The sequence below is a fragment of the Vibrio alginolyticus NBRC 15630 = ATCC 17749 genome, assembly GCF_000354175.2.
GTDB classification, from domain to species: domain Bacteria; phylum Pseudomonadota; class Gammaproteobacteria; order Enterobacterales; family Vibrionaceae; genus Vibrio; species Vibrio alginolyticus.
In genome coordinates, this window is the sequence record NC_022359.1 from 322542 (window position 1) to 344470 (window position 21929).

A 21929-nucleotide genomic window follows, 5' to 3' on the forward strand; every position below is an offset into this window, starting at 1 on the left:
ACTCAGCACGTATGAGAAGGTTCAATGGCCTTAAATAAGGAGTATCACCATTAAAGCGAAAGTAACTTCGATCGACGTCGCGAAGATGCTCGGCGTCTCTCAATCGACGGTATCTAGAGCATTCAGCCCGACTGCGAGTATTAGCGAGAAGAAACGCAAAATGGTGATGGATGCCGCAGCTAAGCTCGGATACACACCGAATGCCATCGCCCGAGGTCTGATTTCGAATCGTTCAGGCTTAGTGGCGATTGCGTTAGATAGCGAATCAAACCCAATGTACGACATGCAATCTCGTGCTTTGGCTGTCGAAATTCAAAAGCGAGGCGGACAAGTTGTGCTTTGCCCTATCGACAAGGACGACCTCGATCTCGCCATTTCACGCGCCATTGAATACCAAGTGGACGGACTCGTTATCGCCACCAGCCGTTTAACCTCACGCGCGTTTGCCCAATGCGAAAAGTTTGGCGTTCATTTAAGCTTGATTAACCGCTACGCCGAGGGTATTAATGCCAACAGCTCTGGCATTGATAACCGATTGGCGGGCCAACAAGCAGCCGAGTATTTAACGCAGAAAGGCGCAAAACAATGTGCTTACATCAGTGGTGATGCAGGTTCAATGACCAGTGAAGAGCGCTGGCTTGGCTTCTCTTCAAAACTGCAAGAGCTCGGCGCTCCATCCCCGACCTTTATTCAAGCCAAATACAGTTTTGAAGCTGGCCTAGATGCGGCGAAAGAAATCTTGTCACATACCAGTAAACCCGACGCGATTTTCTGTGCAAACGACATCCTCGCCATGGGTGTGATGGATGGTTTACGCCAAGCCGGAGCAAAGATCCCTCAAGACTTCTCAGTGATGGGCGTGGATAACATTCCGATGTCTGCATGGCCGAGTTATGATTTGACCACCATTGCTCAACCAGTCGACAAAATTGTTAAACGAGCGGTTGAAGACTTGATGAATCGAATCAACGGCAACCTGGATGCAACTGGCGAATACCTTTTCGAGCAAGGCACCTTGATCGAACGTAGTAGCACCATTTAATAAATCCATTTTTATTCATTCTTCATAAACAAAATGCCTTGCTTTCGAGTAAGGCATTTTCTGTGATCGCGATTAAATTTTCACCAATCGTTATTTAATTCCTCATCAATTCATCAACCTTGTTATTGACTTGTTACTTTAATGTTTTATTTTGGATTCGTATGCAAAATGGATATGAATTGCTCAACTAATTTATAAAAACATAAAAAGTTGTGTGACTTGCCGACGAATGCCAATGGCAGGCCATACTAGAAACAAGGAAGAACGATGAAGAAAGCAATCCTTACTTCACTTACCGCACTGGGGCTTGCATTTAGCAGTATGAATACGTTTGCAACCAGTGTTATTCGTCTTGCTCATGACAGTCAAGAAACCTCTCCCGTACACAAAGCAATGCTCTATTTCGAACAAGAAGTGGAAACTCGCTCAAACGGTGAGATAGAAGTTGAAATCTATCCGGCAAGACAACTAGGCGATGTGCGTGAGACGACTGAACTCGTACAGCAAGGCAACTTACAAATGACGTTTGGTGCGTCAGTTTTACTCTCTCCCTACGTCCCAGAGTTTAACGTGCTCGACGTGTTCTACCTTTTTGATAGCGAAGAGCAAGCACACAAAGCGCTCGACAGTGAGAAGATCGGACAACCATTGTTGAATGCTATGGAATCAAAAGGCTTTCATGGACTTGGCTTTATGGAGGTCGGCTTTCGTAGCGTGACCAACAACAAACAGCCAATTGATAGTATTGAGGACCTGAAAGGGCTAAAGATTCGCTCGGCATCTAACCCCACTCAAATAAGCGCGTGGAAATCTATTGGTACTGCGCCAACACCTCTGTCTTGGGGAGAAATTTTCACCTCGTTACAACAAGGCCTGATTAACGCTCAAGAAAGTGCTATCTACTCTATTTATGCCGAACGTTTTTACGAGGCACAAAAGTACCTCTCTTTAACTAACCATATATACACCAACTACGTGTTGTTCATGAACAAATCGTTTTGGGATTCACTGCCGGCCGCACAACAAGCGCTGATCAGTGAAGTAAGCAAAGAAACCATCGCAAAACAGCGTGAGCTCGCCGCTAAGCAAAACCAAGAAGTAATCAAAGAGCTCGAAGCAAAAGGCATGACGGTTAACATCGTCCCAGACGAGGTACGCAGCATCATGAAAGAAAAAATGAATGCAGCCGTGTACCAAGATCTGCGTAGCAAGACAGGTGAAGACTTGTTTGACAACGTGATTGCCGAGATAGAACGCTTATAACTCCCACTCTTTTGCACGATCTGGCAACAGGTCGTGCTTTCTCGTTTTGGAGGTGAACATGAAGTGGTTTCGCTTACTAGACAAATACCTAGAACCTACCCTTATCGTTATCGCGATCTCGACGATGACAACTTTACTGTGCTTGCAAATCACACTACGCCTATTTGACGCAACGATCGCGTGGGCTGAAGAGCTGGCTCGTTATTTATTCGTATGGGCGATGTACCTGAGCATCAGCTACTGTATCCGAGATGATCGACACATCCGCATTCGTGTGTTCATCGATAAACTTCCGGGCAATTGGACGCAATTCAGTTTGATTGTCTCTGATCTTATCTACCTTGCCTTTAGTGCCACTGTCGCCTGGTTTGGATTTAAGGTTATAAACCGCAGCCTGCAACTCGGTCAGATTGCACCCGCAATGGAAATTCCTATTGCGTGTTTGTATGCCTCTGTTTTAGTTTGCGCACTATTAAGCTGCGCGCGCCTAGTGACAAGCATTTATCAACGTGTGAACGCGTGCTCCACCAACAATGAACGAGTTCGCTTTTCTCGCCAACGCTATCGCCATATCAAAGCAAAGTATCGTACTTCTAACCGACTATTGGAGTTTAACGCATGACGTCTGCACTTTTGTTTGGCAGCTTTGGTCTGCTTCTGCTCATTGGCGTTCCGGTCGGTATTGCTCTGGCGGCAGCCAGTATGGTCGCGATATTAAGCCTGCCATTCCTTAACATCGAGTTTTTAGTCCAAGGAATGGTAACAGGGCTCGACTCCTTCCCTCTCCTCGCCGTCGTTCTTTTTACCTTAGCAGGTAACCTTATGAGCCAAGGAGGGATCTCAAAACGATTATTGCATGTGGCGGAGGTCTTCTTTGGCCACTTTACTGGCGGGCTTGGTATCGTGGCCATTGTGGCGTGTATGTTCTTCGCATCCATCTCTGGTACAGGGTCTGCCACTGTTGCCGCTATCGGCCTGACGATGATTCCTTCGATGGTGAAGAAAGGCTACGACCGCAGCTTTGCAGGTGCTTTAATCGCGTCCTCCGGCGGAATTGGCGTCATTATTCCACCCTCTGTGGTGATGATCGTCTACGCGATCACTGCTGAAGTCTCCGTCACTAAGATGTTCATGGCGGGAATCATTCCTGGCTTGGTCGTCGGTATGGTATTGATCGGCTATTGTCTAATTGTGTCAAAAATGCGGGGCTACACAGGTAACGAGCGCAAAGCGACCTGGGCAGAGCGTCTTGATGCGTTAAAAGAAGCCAGTTGGGCAATGCTACTACCCGTGATCATTCTCGGCGGTATCTATTCTGGTATCTTCACACCTACCGAATCAGCCGCCATTGGTGTGCTCTATGGCTTATTCTTTGGCATGTTTGTTTATAAAGAGCTCAAACCAGCGCAAGTGGTGAAAATCATTCTAGAGTCGTCACTGTTAGTTGGCGCTGTGCTCGTCATTGTGGGTGCGTCCGTGACGTTTGGCCGCATATTGACCCTAGAACGTCTGCCGACTGAAATTGCTCAGTTCATTCTATCGATTACCGAAAACAAACTTCTGATACTGCTTTGCATCAATGTCCTGTTGTTGCTCGTCGGTACCTTTATGGAAACGCTGGCAGCGATTGTTATTCTCACACCAATTCTGTTACCCATTACGTCAGCACTCGGCATGGATCCCGTTCATTTTGGTATCGTGATGATCGTGAACTTGGCCATTGGCTTTGTTACGCCTCCTCTGGGAGCCAACCTGTTTATGGCAAGTCAGGTAGGCAAAGTACCGATAGAGTCGCTCTCTAAAGCCATCATGGGTTGGATTGGAGCAATGATAGTGGCCTTGATGTTGATTACCTTCATCCCTGCCATCTCGCTATCATTACCTGCGCTTTTATCCTGATCGTTGCACTCATAGAGCGCTTATGACTGTTATAGCCACTAGATAAATACCTTTCTAGTGGCTTATTCGTTATCTACTTCCGATTTAATAAAAAAGCCTTTAAGCATTCGTATGCAAAAGGAGAATTTGAAAGATATAAGGATAATTGACACCAAAATAGCTGAATATTAGCGATAAAGTCTATTTGGGTGCCTTGATCTGCATGATTATCAGTTTTGGCTTAATCATTTATTTCCATTCAAACAGATCAAAATAAATTAAGCGATTAAAAAACAATAAGATATTAGGAAATTCATACAAAAAACTTTGACCTCCTTTCTTATTAACACGTCTCGATAAGAGATAGCTTCCATCTCTCCTGTACTTTTTTAGTTTATTTTCCGCTCAATTGTTAAAAATCTGATCATCAGCACGCTATTTAAACAATCGAAAAACAATCCGTTGACAAAATGGCAACATGATATATTTTGAATACGTAATCAAAACATAATTATTCAATTACGGAGGTGATTTATGGCCATGGTTGGCTTCGATGAAAAGTGGCGTGATTTTCCCGACTACATTCTTGGTATCACAAAAGAGATTTGGGAAGACCGAGGTTTAAACACCTTAGAACACTACTACTCTCCCGACATTGTTGTGCGTACTCCACTCTCTATCGTTCAAGGAAACGAAGGGGTGATCAGTGCAACAATGGCGACACTGGCCGAGTTTCCCGATCGCACGCTATATGGCGAAGACGTCATTTGGTCAGGCACCCCGGAACAAGGCATGCTTTCTTCTCATCGAATCATCTCTACTGCAACACACAGTGGCAACGGCTTCTATGGGCAAGCTTCGAACCGCAAGCTTCGTTTCCGTATTATCGCAGATTGCCATGCTATCAATAACCAAATCAATGACGAATGGTTGGTTCGCGATCAAGCCGATATCGCGAAACAACTGGGCATGACGTCAGAAGAGTTTGCACGCCAACAAATCGAATTTGAAGGTGGCGTGGAATCAAGCCCATTTCCGTTCACTCCTGAAGTCGACATTCCTGGACCTTATTTGGGCGTAGGCAACGACAACGAATATGGTCAGCGCTACGAAGCAATTCTCAGAAGCCTTATGAATGCCGAGTTCTCTATAGTACCGAAAGAGTACGACCGCGCTTGCATCGGCGAATACACTGGCGGTCAAACTGCCCTATCACACTCGGAAGTCGATCATTTTTGGATGGCACTTCGTGCGTCTTTCCCAAATGCTCAATTTACCGTTCACCATCGTATTGGCCGAGATGACGACATGATGTCACCACGCGCTGCAATTCGATGGTCTTTGCACGGTAAGCATGAGGGATATGGGATGTTTGGTAAGCCTTCGGGGAAAGAGGTTTACATCATGGGGATCAGCCACGCTGAGTTTGGCCCTTGGGGTCTTCGTCGCGAATTCACTTTGTTTGACGAGACCGCAATCTGGAAGCAAATCCTGCTACAGCAAGGCTAACGGCTGATTAAACACTATTCATTCAAATCACAGACAGTAAGGAAGCAACATGTCACTCAACATCATCGAACAGTTCTACCAGAACTACTTCAACGCCGCAGATAAAGAGCAAAAACAGGCCGCTCTGCAAGCTTTGAACCCTGACGTAAAATGGTGCGTGGCGCACCCTGTGAACGATCTCAATGGCCCAGATGCAACCCACGAATCTTTCCTCTCACCACTTGTTAATGCTTTGCCTGATGCCGAACGCCGACCAATGATTGTGATGCACGGCGAATACGAAGGCCGTACTTGGTACAACTCTACTGGTTACTTTATCGGTACGTTTGAACAGTCACTGTTTGGCATCCCTGCAACAGGGAAAACACTCTACTTACGTTACACCGAAATGGTGTGTGTGGAGAACGACCAAATCACCGAATCATACATGATTCCAGACTTCATCGATGCGATGAATCAAGCGGGAAGCAACCCTCTTAGAAAAAGCTTAGGCCACGATGGCTTAGTCCCTTCTCCTGCGACGTCAAACGGTATCCAACATTCTGTTGTGTCTCTGAAAGAAAGTGAGAAGAGCGCCCAATTAGTCGAAGATATGTTGTCTTGCTTGGGTCGTTTTGATGGTCAAGATCTCTTCTCGATGGATTTAGAAAACTACTGGCACAGTGACTTTATGTGGTACGGCCCAGCAGGTATTGGCACTACGCGCGGTATCAAAGGTTTCCGTAACCACCATCAAGCACCATTCGTGTTCGCCTTCCCTGATCGAAGTGTCGATATTGAGGTCAATTTTTTGGCCAAAAATGACTACGTATCCACAGGTGGTTGGCCGCATATGCATGGTACTCATACTGGTCACAGTGGCTGGCTCGGTCTTGCTCCGACAGGAAAACACATCGAACTTCGCGTTATGGACATTTGGCGACGCGAAGGCGATTTACTGAAGGAAAACTGGGTGGCGATCGACATCGTTCATATCCTGCTGCAACTTGGATACGACGTATTTGCACAAATGAAAGAACAGTTAGAAGGACCTAATTATGCATGAGTTTGGCGCACTTAACTGGAGCATCCTTGGCGGATACATTGCCCTAACGTTAGTACTGGGCGCAGTAATTGGTAAGCGAGTCACTTCTGCGAGCCAATTCGCCTTGGGTGACAAAAACATTCCTTGGTGGGCGATCGGTATTTCAGTCGTTTGTACTTACGTCAGTGCCATGTCGTTTCTTGGTGGGCCGGCTTGGTCATACAAAGAAGGCCTATCGGTAATCGCGATTCACCTCAATTACCCGCTCGTGATCTTCTTCATCGTGGCTGTATTCATGCCGTTTTTCTACAATAACGGTTTAACCTCTATATACGAGTATCAAGAACGACGCTTCGGTAAGGCTTCACGACTGACATTGTCGTTTATCTTCCTTATCAAACAAGCATTGAGCTCGGCAGCGGTACTCTATGCGACAGCAATGATTTTAGAGTTCATCACAGGTATCGACGTGATGTACTGCATCATGATCGTCACTGCAATTGCCCTTATCTACACCGTAATGGGCGGTATCGCGGCTGTCATTTGGACTGATGTGATTCAAGCTGTGATCTTGTTTATTGGCGCATTCATCATCATCGAAGCCGTATGGAATGGCATGCCTGCCCCGATGACGGAGGTAATGGCAGAACTCAAAGCGAAAGGAATGACAGATGCCCTACAGACAAGTTTTGACCTAAGCCAAGTAACGACTGTATGGGCTGGCGTTATCGCAATGACGATGTTCCACACCACCGTGTATGGCGGTAACCAAATGATGGTACAGCGCTGTATGGCCGCGAAAAACATGGGCGATGCGAAAAAGGCAATGTTGATGATGGGCTACGTGGCCTTCTTTATTTACTTTGTCTTTATCTTGCTTGGCGTCCTGTTCAACGCTTATTACGACGGTAAAGAGTTTGAAAACGGCAACACCATCATTCTTCATTATGCGAGTGAATATGGAATGCCAGGCTTGATGGGCATCATTGCCGCTGCGATTCTGGCGGCAAGTATGTCGAGTCTCGATTCCGCATTTAACTCAATGGCGACCGTTTCTGTGGCTGACTTTTACAAACGCTTCTACAAGCAAAACGAGTCGGAAGAGCATTACTTAAAGGTATCGCGTTTCTTCACGGTGGCGTGGGCGATTTTGGTCATCATTCCAGCGATCATGTTTGCCACCAGCACAGGCTCGGTACTGGAAGTGCTGAGTAAGGCAGGCTCTTACTTTGTCGGTGCGAGCTTCTGTATGTTCGTCCTTGGTTTCTACTCAAAACACATTACGGAAAAAGGCTTGTTAATTGGCGTTGCTGCTAGCTTCTTGGTGATCTGGTATGTAGCCGTTGCGACCGATATTGCGTGGCCTTGGTATTGCGTGATTGGCGTCCTTGTGAATGCCGTTGTCGCTTACATTGCTAGCCTTCTCCTGACGGGTAAACAAGATGAAATGCATCTTTACACAGTGAAAGGCCAGCAAGCGGAATATGCTCGTCTAAATAAACCAATCAAGGAAGATGGTTGGTATGTCGTTCCCGGCAAAATCGATGCTCCATGTTATGGTTTACTAGTGATGTTTGTATTCTCTCTCGTGATGCTTTGGGGGATCAACGCGTTTACCGACAACGCTCCTATGCTGATTAACTTTATGCGTGGCTGCTCTATTCTTGTCGCTACCGCTTGCATCGGATACATGGGGTATTCACTCCTCTCCCCGAAACGTAAAGTTGCAGTCAAACAAGCAAATTAATCTTCTTTACGTAGATACTGTACGTCCAACAAACGGACAGTATCTACGCACTAGATCTAGTGCTAGCTCAAAGCAAACCAAATGGGTTAACCCACATTTTGCTTTTTAATACTCCAAAGCCATTATTCTACTTAGGATACCCCGTCAGAACATTTATGAATACGTACCTATTTATGCTAGTCTTATGACCTCAATTACTGGCAACTAAGTTTTATTCATGAAATCAATTAAACACGTAGTCACATCAAAAGATGTGGCAAAGATGGCAGGCGTCTCTCAATCTACTGTATCGCGCGTGTTTGTTCCGGGTAGCTCAGTATCCGAAAAGACCAAGCAAAAAGTCTTTGAAGCGGCTAAAGCCCTTAACTACCGCCCTAACGCCTTTGCACGTAGCCTGACCACAAACGAATCGAAATTGATAGGTTTGGTGTTTCCTGATGCGGATTACCCTATCCATATGAAAACACTGCAATTAATTTCCAGTGAGTTACAGAAAAAAGGTTATTCTGCCGTATTGATTCCATGGCAAGTGGATGAAGAAGAGGGCCACTCAATCCCAAATATCTTCCAGTATCGCGTCGATGGTGTCATTGCTGCTTCCGCAACCTTCAATAAGTCCCTTTATGAAGAATGTGAAGAGTTTAATATCCCAATTGTTCAATACGCACGAGTTGTTGAAGGTACTAGGAGTAGCTACGTTATCAGTGACAACTACGAAGCAGGCCAACAAGCTGCGCAACTTCTGCACAAAAGTGGCGTGAAGAACGCGGTTTATTTGACGGGAGAAGTGCCAACCTTTACGAATGACGAACGTCAAAGCGGCTTCTGCTCTGAATTTGAAGACCTAACCGGCAAGACGCCACGCATCATTGAAGCCAGCTATGACTACGCGAGCTCACTTGATAAAGTCCGTGCCATACTGGCAGACAAAAATCGGCCTGAAGCGGTGTTCTGTGCAACCGATAACCTTGCGATGGCGGTCATGGATATCGCCCGTATAGAATGCGGGTTGAGGATTCCTCAGGACTTACAAGTCATTGGTTTTGATAATATTCCTCAGACAGAATGGTTAAGCTATCAATTAACCACGTTCCGCCAGGATTTCCGTCGCCTCGCTCGCGAGTGCGTGAAGATCATTGTTGATCAAATTAATACGAAAAACGGCAGCCTAGTAAAAATGATGGTGCCAGTGAAGTTAATCGAGCGCCAGACAACAAAAGCTTAAATAGCTATAGCCAGCCATTCGGTTGGCTTTTTTATTTGCCTCTGACTCCCAAACGGCTCATTTAGTGTTGTAAGCATTAATGAACCCATGTATATTTATGAGCTATTACACTATATGAACCAAACAAAAAGAGGCTCATAATCCTTATGACCACGTATCTTTACACTCGTTATTCGCCAAAAAATCGAGCTTACCAAGAGCACCTTAATACTCTAAAAGCTTTTGCGCCCGAAGCTCAGCATTTTGAGGATAAGGTTCGTGGTTGCATGCCTCCAACCGAGAGAGAGGCATTCTTACGACTGCTCGATTCCGTCAGAGCTGGGGATACGATTGTGCTCTGGTGGCTGACCGCATTTGGTCGCGACTTTAGTCAAGCATTGAACACGATAAAAATGCTACTCGATAAAGGAGTAATATTGAAAACTGTATGTGAATCAATAACTTTTGAGCCAGGTTCTGTTCAGACTCAAACACTACTCACAGTGTTATCTGGATATGGGAAAGTGCAGACTGAACATCGCCTGTTTGCCGCAGAGCAAGGGCGACAGGCCATTAAAGAGCAGCCAGAATTATGGAAACAGAAGTTTCGCGGCCGCCCCGCAAACAAAACCAAACACCAACAGATCGCAACGTTACTGCTAGAAGGCTACACATTGCAAAACGTAGCAGAGCAATGCGAAGTCAGTCTATCGACTGTGAAGCGGGTCAAAGCAAAGCTAAATGAAGTGGATGACGAAGGCGGCTTAAGCTCACGACGCCAAAAAGGTTGTTTGAATGGAGACCAGTCATGAGTCGCCCAATCAACTTTCATACTATACTACTCGCCTGTCTTATTATTAGCGTTGGCCAGTTGAGCATGGGGCTAGTTATGCCCTCTTTGCCATGGATAGCAAAAGACTTTTCCATCTCCCTCGACCAAGCTCAACTGCTTGTGAGTATTTATTTGCTCGGCTTCGGCCCCTCTCAATTTATCTACGGGCCAGTGTCAGATGCTTTAGGACGAAAAAGAGTATTACTTACCGGTTTACTCATCGCGATGTCTGGTCTGCTGATAATTATTTTCTTCAGTGACACATTTACAGGGATGGTGATGGGGCGCTTTTTACAAGGGTTAGGTACAGGATGCTGCGCGGTACTCGCGAGGGCGTCGACTCGAGATAGATTTAGCGGGGATGAACTCCCAGTGGCAATGTCTTACATCGCCATGGCGGCTTCAATCACGCCACTTATTGCACCTGTGATTGGCGGCTTTATCAACTTCCACTTCGGTTGGAGTATGGTGTTTATTTCTCTGTTGGGCTATGTCTCGCTGGCTTGGGTAATCATCGCCTTTAAGTTCACAGAAACCATCACAAAACGTTCTGTCATTCCGTCACCCCGAAAAATGTTACTCCAATACAAGAGCTTACTTACGTCTCGTTACTTTATGAGTTTCGCCAGTATCAGTTGGTTAAACTTCAGCTTAATGATTACGACAGTCTCTGTGATGCCATTTATCATGCAAGATCAAATTGGCATGACCTCCGCTCAATACGCGATGTGGGCGCTCATTCCCGCTTTGGGTATGTTATGTGGTACCACGATTTGTAACCGAGTAAGGCCAATTATTGGCAATAAAAAAATGCTGCTCTGCACCCCATTTCTTCACCTCGCTGCCGCAATATGGTTATTTTTCTGTCCTGTTGAGCCTCTATTTCTGATGCTAGGACAGCTATTAATGATCTTGGGTAATGGTATTGCCCTACCTTGTGCACAAGCGATGGTAATGCAACCTTATAAAAAGCAAGCAGGTGCCGCAGCGGCAATGTCTGGTGGTGGACAAATGGTCGTCTCCTCATTGGTCAGCTTAACTCTGGTGCAGCTTGGATTGAGTCAAGCATGGCATCTAGCGATCGTTATCGTAATATTTGCATCGCTTACCTTCACCAACATTCAACGTGGCTTCAGTGCAGAGCAACCTTCAGAACGATAACAAAAAACATACTATTGTCCTTATAGTTACGACAAATCGTATAAACTTAAATTTAGGAAAAGTTGGCGGATACTAACATGATGTTGCATTTAAGAATGGGCGCCTTAACACTCGCCACATTGATATCCGCTGGCACTGATGCGAGCGCCAACGAGAACTGGCAGTTCGAGAGTGACAAGAATGGAATCACAATTTACTCCCGAGAACATAGTGACGGTTTAGTTGAGATCCGTGCCCGGATGTTCACACCCACCAGCTATGGTGCATTTTTAACGCTACTGGAAGACAGTGACAATATCCCGAACTGGATTGACAATGCCAGTCATAGCCGGGTTTTAAATCAGATATCGGCCACCGAGAACATCGTTTACACCCAGTTTAAAGCACCATGGCCTGCCAAAAATCGGGATATGGTCACCTACTCAAAGTACTGGGTCGATGAGCTGGGATTCACGATAGAAATCAAAAGCGCACCTGACTCATATCTTGCTGAACAAAATGGTTATGTTCGAATTCGCTCGGTTGATGCGACTTGGGAGTTACAAAAACTCACAAACGATACAACACTCGTGGAATACAAGGCGTTTGCTGACCCCGGAGGTCTATTGCCAAACTGGCTGATCAACAAACTCTCAAAAGAAAGTGCATGGGCGACATTTAGTAATTTAAGAAAAGAGTTACCTGAATATCAGCAATACTCTCATCCTCAAATAGATGAGTAAGCGTCGCTCTTCCCACTCGCTTTTTAATACGGTACATAATAACAAAAGGCGGCTTCAAGCCGCCTTTTTCTACGCAATGTGTTACTGCTGTGCAACCGTTACAGGTTTAGTTGCACCGCGGTAATCAAACTCAAAACCAATACCTTGGTCTGTCACGTCCATCGTCATACCACCAACAAGCTCGCCTTGTAAGCTTTTGACAACATCATCCGGAACCGGCTCCCCTGTGATTGACGACGCACTCTCTAACACTTCCAAAATACGCTCTGAATCAAAATCAAAGCTGAACAAGCCATTTGGAGAAAGTGATTGCGCCATCACTTCTTTGCTTGCTTCCGCAGCACTATCACCACTGTAAAGGGTGAAATGGTTTTCGTTTAAACGAGCAAACACGTCCACCTTCATGCCAGTATGCATTTCTAATAGGTCACTGACATTAACAGGTTGGTTATCCGGTTGAATTTGCAATTGAGCAAGTTCAGGAACGAACATTTGCGCAGTTTGAATAAGCATCATTGGATCATTGGCAGAAAGAGACAACATACCATCTAGCTGGCTAAATACTTCACCATGCTGAGCATTAGTATCTACTTTGATATCAAACATTTGCAGGCTTAACCCTTTAAGGCCATTAACCATGCCTGACCCCATGCTTACAGCGGCTGCTGGATTCTGGCCGCCCATCTCTTGCTGCATTTGTGTCAATAAAGAGCATTGATATTGAGGCTGGGTCAAGTCAGCCCAAATCTGACCAATCGATGGCGCTAGAGTATTAATGTCTAAACCAAGCGCCATACTAAAGAAACTCTTATCACTTTTAGACTCAGCCAATACACCACGAATCGACTTGAGCGCATCTAGAATCACTTTATTGTTGGACTCAACAACAAAAGAACCTTTAATGAACGCCTGATCGCCTTTCATCTTGTATTCTGCAAACGCGACGGACTGAGGCCAGTTTTCTGCAACTTGAGTAAGCTCAGTATGGCAGGCTGGTGAACGCATTTCCTCAATCGTTGGTTCAGGATCTATTGCATCCAACGTGCTGATTTGACGAGCAAACATATTGCCATCTTTCGTCGTCAAACCTTTAATCACTTCGCGATGATCAAAGTAACCAAAAGAGTTGTTGTTTTCACCGTATTTGGCTTGCAACGCCTCAAGGCGTCCACTGTCAGCAATATTTTGACTTGGTGCTTCAAGCCCTAATGCCATTTTAATCGGGTTTTGAACGCCCAGTTGCGGAACATCAACCGTTAACGTAAGCACGTTATCAACCACGGCTACAACCAAGCCAATACCGTCCTGCGGGTCAATTGAATCAGTCATCTCGTAACGACGATACTCGACTTCACCAAGCTTAACCAACTCATGCTTAGCGCCGCTCATCTGCTCTTCATGATCCAGTGTTTTCCATAACGCGGCAGGGTCTTCAATATCCACTTTGTACACCGGTACCATACCAATTGTGTACAACACAGGATTAATGTTTTCCCCGGTGCCCAAATAAGCTTTTAATGTTTCTGGCGACGCAGCACTCTCTAGGTATCCATCGAATAAGTTAACTGCAAACTGCTGTTGTGGAGACAGTGGTTCATCGGCAAAAAGTTCTGCAATCGAGCCTTGATTCGCCGTACCGAATGCGTTCATGTATTTATAATGGTTAAAAGGTTCTGTCTGATACGTCACCATAAGTGAATCTGCAGGAACTTGCGTTAACAGTGAGCCTGCATCACTCGCGGTAGTATTGTTTTGGTACAGGTAGCCAGCGCCCCCTGCTGCTGCGACCACTGCTGTAGCCAATAGTAGTTTTTTCACGACCAACTCCGTTGTCATAGTTATGTGTTCCTAAACGAAATGTAACGCTTAGGTTTAAAGCCAATGAATAGTGCTTTATATCAACCGCTATCATAAACAAGTTATCGATGTAATGAATGTCGGTTTGATAAATTATCCAACATTTATAAGGCAAACCGTGAAGTAAGTTGAATTGCGTGCGGATGCTATTGGCAATATTCACAATCCAATTTCTCGGATAACCGCCTTAAAAATCATAATATTCAGTTAAATGAAGCGATTTGGAGTAATTACGACCAAAATCAGCAGAATATTAAATCTTTATTGAGTCTTTTATCTAATATCTGAAAACGCCTCACGACCTGACACTTCTTTCCAATTTGCCTCTGGCGGTCCCTACTCGTTTTCCTTACATTCCTACTAACTCAGTGACGAGACGTATACCAAATACGAGCAATAGAAGACGATGAAAGACCAGTTGACGATCTCTATATCAACTATCAATGGCTCAAGACATTGGTACTTCAGTAAAAGGATGCAACGCAACATAAAAACGTTTTTCGTTTTTTTTGTTGTTGCTCTGGCCGCGACCGTAATCTTAATTCATCACTTGTACACTCGCGTTGATAATGCAGCGTTAAAACAAGCTGAATTGACAGAGCATTCACGCACCATGGGTGAAGAGCTCAGCACACTGAAAACACTTAAATCAGAGCTAGAAAATGACCTTTCAGAACGGGAAGAACGGGTACAACTTGTTTCGGAACGTTTGGGGGAATTAGAGAAAGTGCTTGGGGTTGGAGAACATACCTCGACAAATAACTTGGATGCTAGGCTCGATGCAGCGGCGATAACCTCAAACGTTCGCATGGTGTTATTAAACCAAATACCAAGTGGTTCTCCAGTCGGCAACGTACGGCTATCTTCCGGATTCGGTAAGCGTATCCATCCGGTGACAAAAGTTGCCAAAATGCATCGTGGGCTCGATTTTGCCGTAAATATCGGTACCAAAATTTATGCCCCTGCCGATGGGGTAGTGGAAGTTACCCGCCGCAGTAATAAAGGCTCTGGTAACTTCCTCAGGCTACAACATTCTTTCGGTTTTTCGAGTTCTTATTCGCACTTGAAAGCGTTCAAAGTAAAAAGTGGTCAGTTCGTCAAAAAAGGGCAGCTGATTGCAATTTCCGGCAACAGTGGGCTCTCTTCTGGCCCTCACCTGCATTACGAGGTGCGATTTGTTGGGCGAGCACTGAATCCGAAACCATTTGTCGATTGGAGCCTTAATGATTTCGAAGACATTTTTACTAAGGAGCGAAGAATACGATGGGAATCTTTAATCAAAACAGTGGAACAACGAGTAGCTCAGCAGCTTCAACTCTCATCGCCAAAGGCTGTTCTCTTAGCGGAGAACTCAAAGTAGAAAACGATGTCCAGATTGATGGCATCGTCGATGGTCAAATTAACGTGGAAGGCACTCTCGTTGTCGCAGAAAGCGGGCGAGTAAACGGTGAAATCTACGCTAAACAGCTGATCATTAACGGCATGATGGACGGAAACTGTCACGCAGAACACATTCAAGTGCTTGCCAAGGGACGCGTAAGCGGTAGGATCTGGAGCAATAACCTCAGCATTGAACCTGGTGGCAAATTCTTTGGTGAAGCAGCCGAATTACCTGAAAAGGAAGTGGTAACGTTAAAGGGTAAGGCTCAAGACAGTGCGAACACAAAAGAAAACAACACCAACAATGAAAAGCGACTTGCGCGTAAATCAGCATAAAACGCTCTGATTAAAGTGCTTAAAAAGACGGCTTTCACGCCGTCTTTTTTATTACTATTGCCACGATTTTCGTCAGAAACTACGTGATTATTCGGCCGGATTTAAAACCATCACCGAGCGTTTTGCTTGTGGACCAAAAGCTGATTTTGCATGCGCTTTCACTTCATCTAACGTCACACTCTTAGCCACTTTCTCAACGTCAAGCAACACATCGACGCCGTAATCATGCACCAAATAACGAGTATATGCCCATGATCTCTGTGCTGGGTTGTCATCCAATCCTTGCATCGCGACTGCCAGTTGTTTCGCGGCCGTATCCACTTCTTTTTGGGTAATATTTGACGCTAAACCATCAAACACTTTGCCCAGTTTACTCTCTAAAAGTGCCACGTCTTCGGGCTCAACTTGAGACTCCAAGAGCCAATCAGAGATGGGTTCGCGATCTTGTGTCATGGTGTAAATGCTCGGGCTGTAATCAAGGCTAGACTCTTCTCGCACAATATCCAAAACACGTGCATTACTAATACGTTGCAAAATATCTTCGATAACCGTGTCTCTTGCCGTACGTTGGTAATCGCTCGTATTAGTCAAACGCATTACATACAACGATGAAGGTTCATGCCCATCCGAAACCACAGTTCGCTCCGGCACTTCCGGGTTAAACGCAACGTGATAATCAATCGAACGACTCGGTTTCATTTCGATAGAGGCCACATATTTACGCAAAAGTGGTGTAATTTCTTCCGGCTCTACGTTTGCAACAATAACCATCTTAAAACCATCATTGGTTTTGAAAAGTTGCTCATGCACCGCTAGTATCTGCTCGGAAGTCACTTGTTCAACATCATCACTGGACACTATACGATGACGACTACCCGGCAAATAAGAATTGCCGTTTGCTTTTTGAATCAGTTTTCCCATCGGTGATTCAAAAAAAGCGCCGCTCTGCTGTTTAAACTCTTGCTTCGCTGCCGCCATCTGGCGCTCGTCGACTTTAATCTCCGTCGCTAGGTTGTATAGTCCATTCAAAGCATCAGTTAGGTGCGTATTTGGCGCCGTAATTTGCGCTCCGTGACTGGTCGCATCAAGCATCGCGCCAAGCGCAATGTTGTTTTTGCGTAAGTAGCTATCTAGCTCTGAACCAGAAAATGCCCCTAACCCACTGCGTATTGCCGTTGTTGCTGCGATTTCATAAGCGGCATACAACGTCGGATCAACAGCGGCTTTACCACCTTGACTCGCATAATAAATATACGCTCGACCACCCGCTTTAGTATCTTTTTGGAACCACACTTCGACACCGTTTGATAGCGTATAGACTTGAAAACCACCCGCTTCCTGACGCATGCTCGTGATGCTGCCTTCCTGGGTAGGCTTTAAGAATCCATCCACTTTGTCATACATCTCTAACGGTTTTTCGCCAGTTTGAAGATAGGCACTGTTTAGAGCGGCAAATACACCATTGAACTGTTCTGACGTTTCGCTTTTCCCCAAACCAATAAAAAAGCTTGGCTGCTGAGATAACAAGGCATCCAATTGTGTGTTAATGCTCTCTAAATTCTCGTTGTTGATGAATTCTGCCAAACTCTGGGCATAATTCTCTTTTGATTGGCTGACACTGTCTTGTCCAATTTGAAAAACACGTGCTTCTGCGTAACTGTTTGGCTTACGCTGACTCCAATCTGAATCAATATTTGCAAGTTCACCTTGCCAATTTGACATAACGCTATCTAACTCGGATTGAGTCGCACCATAATCTCTCAACGACGCCAAGGTACGAATGAAAGTCTGGTGCATTTGTTCGCGGCGATCTGGTGCAAACGAAATCCCTGCCGACATCATACGCTGATAGTTAGAGTAATAGGGCTCTGCATAAGCGTATTGAAAAGGTTCAGCGGCATCACTGAGTACACGGATCAAACGCTGTTGAATGAGTTGTGTTGCGACTTCATCACGCCACACTTCATGTTGTTGCTCAATCGTCGTACCGCCACTTAGACCACGCTCAATCACTAAATGAAGACTTGGTGATTCCATCGTGTTACTTGGCAAGATTCTGTTTTCGTTGTTCACTCGAATATCACGGCGCTTCTCTATTACCGTATCCGAGGTACTTTCCCAGTTCGAGAACTTGCTTTTGATAATCTTGGACAGTGAATCTATGTCGATATTACCGGTCACAATCAACTCGGCATTTTGTGGCTGGTACCACTTGTCGTAAAACGCCTTTAACTTACTCGAGGAAGCGTTTTGAATCGCTTCGCGAGTACCAATTGGGTCATGCTCACCATACATAGTGCCTTCAATCGAGGCTTGGTAAGCATGCATAGAAAAGGACTTATCATCCGGATTAGCACGTCGCCATTCCCCGAGAATCACCCCTTTTTCTTTCTCTACTTGCTCAGGAGCAAACTCAAGTCCGTTACCGATATCTCTCATCCACTTCAGGGCATCTTCTAGCTTCGTATTATTCGCAAGGTCAAGTTGGTAAGACGTTTGCTGATAACTGGTAAAAGCGTTGATATCAGCGCCAAAGCTACCACCAGATTGCTCGAAAAGTTTGACAACGTCGTTACCGGTAAAATGCTCACTACCATTAAACGCCATATGCTCAACAAAGTGAGCGTAACCCTTTTGAGAAGATGTTTCTTGGAATGAGCCGATGTTCATCACCAAACGGACCGAGACTTCTTGGTCTTCTGTTGGATAAAGATGGTATTTCATACCGTTCGATAACTGGTCCACGTGCCAGTTGGCGTCAGGTTGAATCGGCGTCGACTGTTGTATCAGAGCACACCCTGACACTAATAACGCGGGGACTAACAATATACTGCGCATAACGATTGCCCATAACAATGATTAAGCTAATCAATATATATCCGGTGCTATAACCTTCACATTTTTAATGGATTATCAGACACGCAAATGTGATAAAGATCACCATTTATTGAAATCAATTCTCATTTACAAAAATCGACAAATCCTTACTTTACAAATACATAAATAATATCGTTCCAAATCCTTTTGCTTATTTGATGTAAAACTCAAATTCGCGACATGGAGTCAGTATTTATTTTGAGCAATAAAATATAATTATTGAACAGATTCGAATCTGACTTTCTGCTGCATATTCAACAGCGCAGAGAGCACTGATGAGAATAAAAACACAACAACTATTATTCAAAGATCTATTATTCGCTTTATGTTCAAAAATCTATCATTAAAAAACAAACTGGCAATCTCTGCCAGTGCCGCCATCATTCTCGGGGGAGTGCTGGTAGAGGGGCTGTCTTTTCGAGATTCATTAAACAGGCTCGATGTCGAAGTCGCACAGCGACTAGAAAGCACTAGCGCATCTTACAATCAATACGTAAAGGACTGGCTACTCTCTAAAGAGCGCGCACTGACTTCACTCTCTTCTGATTCAGAGAAACGTTCTCTGGTTACGCATTTGAAACAAGTCCGAGACTCTGGCGCGTTCGATAACGTTTTCCTCGCTTACCCGGACGGGTCACAAGACAACGCTAATGGGGTGGTTTTGCCACCAGGTAATAACGATCCTCGTAAGTGGGGTTGGTATACCAATGCAATCGCCAACCCATCGAAAGTCTTTATGGATAACCCGACCGTTGCTGCTGCAACTGGTGCGAATGTGGTGTCGCTCGGTAAAGCCCTGCAATTGCATGATCAAACCGTCGTTCTGGGTGCTGACGTAGAGATCGGTGATATCCTGAACAGTCTGAACCAAGTGATCCTACCGGGTGAAGGTTATATGTTTATTGCCAATGAACAGGGCAATATTTTCACTCATAACAACGGTAAACTGCTGAATCAACCGGTTAGCAAGCTAGGCCTCAACAACAACGACATTACGTCAGCCGCACGTTCAGGTACAGAACGTCGCGTCTCTATTAACGGCATCGAATATGTGATTTACGCGCGCCACATAGAGGGTACCAAACTCACAACGGTCACAGTGTTAGATCAAAACTCGTTGGTTGCCCCACTTTACGATGCAGTTTGGGATCAAATCATCGCAACCACTATCGTCGTCGTTATCTGTGTGGCTTTGTTTAACCTGCTATGTAACATCTTGTTCCGTCCGCTCTACAATGTTTCGAATGCGCTTGCGCAAATCGCCAACGGTAGCGGCGACCTAACTCAACGCATCAAAGTAGAAAACCGTGACGAAGTTGGTGAGCTGGCTGAAAACTTCAACCAGTTCGTTGAAAGTTTGCAGCAACTTATTGGTCACATTCGTCACCAAGCGGAAGAACTGAGCCAACAATCGGAGCTGAGCACGAATCGCGCGAATCAATCGGTTTCTGATCTGAACCATCAGCAACAAGAAATCACTATGGTGGCGACCGCTGTGACCGAAATGGCATCGGCAACGCAAGAGATTGCAGCACATGCAGAGCAGACGGCTAAAGCCGCTCAAGACTCTTCAGCGAGCACACAAAATGGTCATGAGTTGGTGATCAATTCCAAATCGTCCATCAATAATTTGTCTTCTGAAGTCAACCAAGCGAGCGTTGTCATCGGCGAGCTCAACCAGCACGCGCAAGACATCTCAACCGTACTATCAACGATTCGAGACATCGCAGAACAAACCAACTTACTGGCTCTGAATGCGGCGATTGAAGCGGCGCGTGCAGGTGAACAAGGTCGCGGTTTTGCCGTTGTTGCAGACGAGGTTCGCGTACTATCACAACGCACACACACCTCAACCGAAGAGATTCGCTCGACGATCGAGACTTTGCAGCAAACCACACAACGCGCTGTGACCATCATGGATACAAGCTCTCAACTTGCCCAAGGTTCGGTGGAAGATGCCGATCGCGCAGCACTGGCTCTGGATGAAATCAACGCGGCCGTTGCGTTGATCAGCGATATGGCAACGCAAATTGCAACCGCAGCCGAAGAGCAAACGCACGTAACCAATGAAATCACGCAAAACGTCACGTCAATTAAAGATGTGACCGATCACTTGGTGGTTGGTGCCGAAGAATCGATGAATCAATCTGCTGAGCTGAAATCACAAGCCGAGGATCTCAACTCGAAAGTAGCGACGTTTAAACTGGCTTAAACGCCACGTTAGGAACGCACTTAAAAACAACAAACCCCGCTAGCAAATGTATAACTAGCGGGGTTTATTTTTATGGCTCGACGCTTTTATTGCAGATAGCTTTCGAAAGACGTAAGACCTACACCGCCACACACATCGGCGTGCCTGAGATTGGGTCGTTAAATACTCTCGCTTGTAAATCAAACACCGATGCCAACATACCTTCTGTCAGTACCTCTTGCGGTGTTCCCTGCGTGACTAACTGACCTTTTTCCAACACCACCAAATGATCGCAATAACGGCACGCTTGGTTTAGATCGTGCAGTACTACCACCACAGTTTTGCCTTTGTCGTTCATCTGCCTCATGAGTTTCATCAGCTCAACTTGGTGAGAAAGATCCAAGTAAGTGGTTGGCTCATCAAGCATCACTACGTCGGTATCTTGCGCCATTACCATCGCAATCCACGCTCTTTGCCTTTGACCGCCAGACAGCGATTCAACTGGCTTGTCAGCAAACTCAATCACGCCAGTATCTTGCATTGCTTGCTCGACTAAGGTCTTGTCTTGTTGACTTAACCGGCCCCAATGAGAGAGATAAGGCGAGCGGCCATATTCGACCAGTTTTCTGACGGTAATACCTTCAGGACTGACAAGAATCTGCGGCAGCAAAGACAACGAACGCGCCAAGCGTTTATCACCGTAGCTGCTTAGTGGTTTGTCGCCATACAACACTTGGCCAGAAGCTGGTTTATTGATGCGTACCAAGGTTTTTAATAGTGTCGACTTACCGCAACCATTTGGGCCAACAAGCGCGGTAATTTTACCTTGAGGAATCGACAAAGAGAGATCCGGAATGATGGTCTGTTTGCCGTACGCGACGGATAAGTTCTGCGTTCGTAACATGC

Annotated in this window: 17 protein-coding genes; 14 read left to right on the forward strand and 3 right to left on the reverse strand. The window is 45.5% G+C overall.

The window, feature by feature from the left end; translation table 11 throughout:
* The first annotated feature begins 85 nt into the window (after positions 1–85).
* The 11 genes from N646_RS16735 to N646_RS16785 all read left to right on the forward strand — a co-directional run bounded on the left by N646_RS16735 (position 86) and on the right by N646_RS16785 (position 12382).
* Entirely contained in the window at positions 86–1042 is a 957-nt protein-coding gene (locus tag N646_RS16735) for a LacI family DNA-binding transcriptional regulator (protein ID WP_021035882.1), read from the forward strand.
* Positions 1043–1309: 267 nt separating this feature from the next.
* Complete coding sequence (locus N646_RS16740) at positions 1310–2305, forward strand: TRAP transporter substrate-binding protein (protein WP_017820106.1); 996 nt, start codon at positions 1310–1312, stop codon at positions 2303–2305.
* Positions 2306–2363: 58 nt separating this feature from the next.
* Positions 2364–2927, forward strand: coding sequence for a TRAP transporter small permease (locus N646_RS16745; RefSeq protein ID WP_017820105.1), 564 nt, complete (start codon positions 2364–2366; stop codon positions 2925–2927).
* On the forward strand, positions 2924–4204 hold the full coding sequence (locus N646_RS16750; protein ID WP_005383432.1) for a TRAP transporter large permease: 1281 nt from the start codon (positions 2924–2926) through the stop codon (positions 4202–4204). Before N646_RS16745 ends, N646_RS16750 begins: the two co-directional genes overlap by 4 nt.
* 513 nt (positions 4205–4717) lie before the next feature.
* On the forward strand, positions 4718–5692 hold the full coding sequence (locus N646_RS16755) for a nuclear transport factor 2 family protein (RefSeq protein ID WP_017820104.1): 975 nt from the start codon (positions 4718–4720) through the stop codon (positions 5690–5692).
* Between the two features lie 49 nt (positions 5693–5741).
* Complete coding sequence (locus N646_RS16760; RefSeq protein WP_017820103.1) at positions 5742–6737, forward strand: nuclear transport factor 2 family protein; 996 nt, start codon at positions 5742–5744, stop codon at positions 6735–6737.
* A complete protein-coding gene (locus tag N646_RS16765; protein ID WP_017820102.1) occupies positions 6730–8463 on the forward strand; it encodes a sodium:solute symporter family transporter in 1734 nt (577 codons plus the stop codon). Before N646_RS16760 ends, N646_RS16765 begins: the two co-directional genes overlap by 8 nt.
* 217 nt (positions 8464–8680) lie before the next feature.
* Entirely contained in the window at positions 8681–9688 is a 1008-nt protein-coding gene (locus N646_RS16770) for a LacI family DNA-binding transcriptional regulator (RefSeq protein WP_017820101.1), read from the forward strand.
* Between the two features lie 146 nt (positions 9689–9834).
* Positions 9835–10479 (forward strand): recombinase family protein, encoded by a 645-nt coding sequence (locus N646_RS16775; RefSeq protein ID WP_017820100.1) that lies wholly within the window; start codon positions 9835–9837, stop codon positions 10477–10479.
* On the forward strand, positions 10476–11660 hold the full coding sequence (locus N646_RS16780; protein WP_017820099.1) for a multidrug effflux MFS transporter: 1185 nt from the start codon (positions 10476–10478) through the stop codon (positions 11658–11660). Before N646_RS16775 ends, N646_RS16780 begins: the two co-directional genes overlap by 4 nt.
* 77 nt (positions 11661–11737) lie before the next feature.
* Positions 11738–12382, forward strand: coding sequence for an START domain-containing protein (locus N646_RS16785; RefSeq protein ID WP_017820098.1), 645 nt, complete (start codon positions 11738–11740; stop codon positions 12380–12382).
* A gap of 81 nt (positions 12383–12463) precedes the next feature.
* Here the strand turns inward: N646_RS16785 and N646_RS16790 are convergent, their stop codons facing one another.
* On the reverse strand, positions 12464–14218 hold the full coding sequence (locus N646_RS16790) for a hypothetical protein (RefSeq protein ID WP_017634495.1): 1755 nt from the start codon (positions 14216–14218) through the stop codon (positions 12464–12466).
* Between the two features lie 427 nt (positions 14219–14645).
* Between N646_RS16790 and N646_RS16795 the strand changes: the two genes are divergently transcribed.
* Entirely contained in the window at positions 14646–15599 is a 954-nt protein-coding gene (locus tag N646_RS16795; protein ID WP_005374721.1) for a M23 family metallopeptidase, read from the forward strand.
* The gene (locus N646_RS16800; RefSeq protein ID WP_080659230.1) at positions 15503–15955 is read left to right on the forward strand and encodes a bactofilin family protein; all 453 of its coding nucleotides are present in this window, start codon (positions 15503–15505) and stop codon (positions 15953–15955) included. Before N646_RS16795 ends, N646_RS16800 begins: the two co-directional genes overlap by 97 nt.
* Positions 15956–16042: 87 nt before the next feature.
* Here N646_RS16800 and N646_RS16805 read toward each other — a convergent pair whose 3' ends face one another.
* Positions 16043–18793, reverse strand: a complete 2751-nt coding sequence (locus N646_RS16805) for a M16 family metallopeptidase (protein ID WP_017820097.1) — start codon at positions 18791–18793, stop codon at positions 16043–16045.
* 364 nt (positions 18794–19157) lie between these two features.
* On the opposite strand from N646_RS16805, the gene N646_RS16810 reads away from it, so the two are divergent.
* Positions 19158–21044: a methyl-accepting chemotaxis protein gene (locus tag N646_RS16810; protein WP_017820096.1), complete on the forward strand. Its 1887-nt coding sequence runs from the start codon at positions 19158–19160 to the stop codon at positions 21042–21044.
* 118 nt (positions 21045–21162) lie between these two features.
* On the opposite strand, the gene fecE is transcribed toward N646_RS16810, so the two are convergent.
* Entirely contained in the window at positions 21163–21927 is a 765-nt protein-coding gene (gene fecE, locus N646_RS16815; protein WP_017820095.1) for a Fe(3+) dicitrate ABC transporter ATP-binding protein FecE, read from the reverse strand.
* Positions 21928–21929 lie beyond the last annotated feature (2 nt).

Bases quoted from the DNA above. Each gene is read 5' to 3' on its own strand.
- N646_RS16740 (WP_017820106.1), top strand. From the start codon at position 1,310: ATGAAGAAAGCAATCCTTACTTCACTTACCGCACTGGGGCTTGCATTT.
- N646_RS16790 (WP_017634495.1), bottom strand. From the start codon at position 14,218: ATGACAACGGAGTTGGTCGTGAAAAAACTACTATTGGCTACAGCAGTG.
- N646_RS16805 (WP_017820097.1), bottom strand. From the start codon at position 18,793: ATGCGCAGTATATTGTTAGTCCCCGCGTTATTAGTGTCAGGGTGTGCT.
- N646_RS16745 (WP_017820105.1), top strand. From the start codon at position 2,364: ATGAAGTGGTTTCGCTTACTAGACAAATACCTAGAACCTACCCTTATC.
- N646_RS16755 (WP_017820104.1), top strand. From the start codon at position 4,718: ATGGCCATGGTTGGCTTCGATGAAAAGTGGCGTGATTTTCCCGACTAC.
- N646_RS16800 (WP_080659230.1), top strand. From the start codon at position 15,503: ATGGGAATCTTTAATCAAAACAGTGGAACAACGAGTAGCTCAGCAGCT.
- N646_RS16795 (WP_005374721.1), top strand. From the start codon at position 14,646: ATGAAAGACCAGTTGACGATCTCTATATCAACTATCAATGGCTCAAGA.
- N646_RS16750 (WP_005383432.1), top strand. From the start codon at position 2,924: ATGACGTCTGCACTTTTGTTTGGCAGCTTTGGTCTGCTTCTGCTCATT.
- N646_RS16735 (WP_021035882.1), top strand. From the start codon at position 86: ATGCTCGGCGTCTCTCAATCGACGGTATCTAGAGCATTCAGCCCGACT.
- N646_RS16785 (WP_017820098.1), top strand. From the start codon at position 11,738: ATGATGTTGCATTTAAGAATGGGCGCCTTAACACTCGCCACATTGATA.
- N646_RS16760 (WP_017820103.1), top strand. From the start codon at position 5,742: ATGTCACTCAACATCATCGAACAGTTCTACCAGAACTACTTCAACGCC.
- N646_RS16775 (WP_017820100.1), top strand. From the start codon at position 9,835: ATGACCACGTATCTTTACACTCGTTATTCGCCAAAAAATCGAGCTTAC.
- N646_RS16780 (WP_017820099.1), top strand. From the start codon at position 10,476: ATGAGTCGCCCAATCAACTTTCATACTATACTACTCGCCTGTCTTATT.
- fecE (WP_017820095.1), bottom strand. From the start codon at position 21,927: ATGTTACGAACGCAGAACTTATCCGTCGCGTACGGCAAACAGACCATC.
- N646_RS16770 (WP_017820101.1), top strand. From the start codon at position 8,681: ATGAAATCAATTAAACACGTAGTCACATCAAAAGATGTGGCAAAGATG.
- N646_RS16810 (WP_017820096.1), top strand. From the start codon at position 19,158: ATGTTCAAAAATCTATCATTAAAAAACAAACTGGCAATCTCTGCCAGT.
- N646_RS16765 (WP_017820102.1), top strand. From the start codon at position 6,730: ATGCATGAGTTTGGCGCACTTAACTGGAGCATCCTTGGCGGATACATT.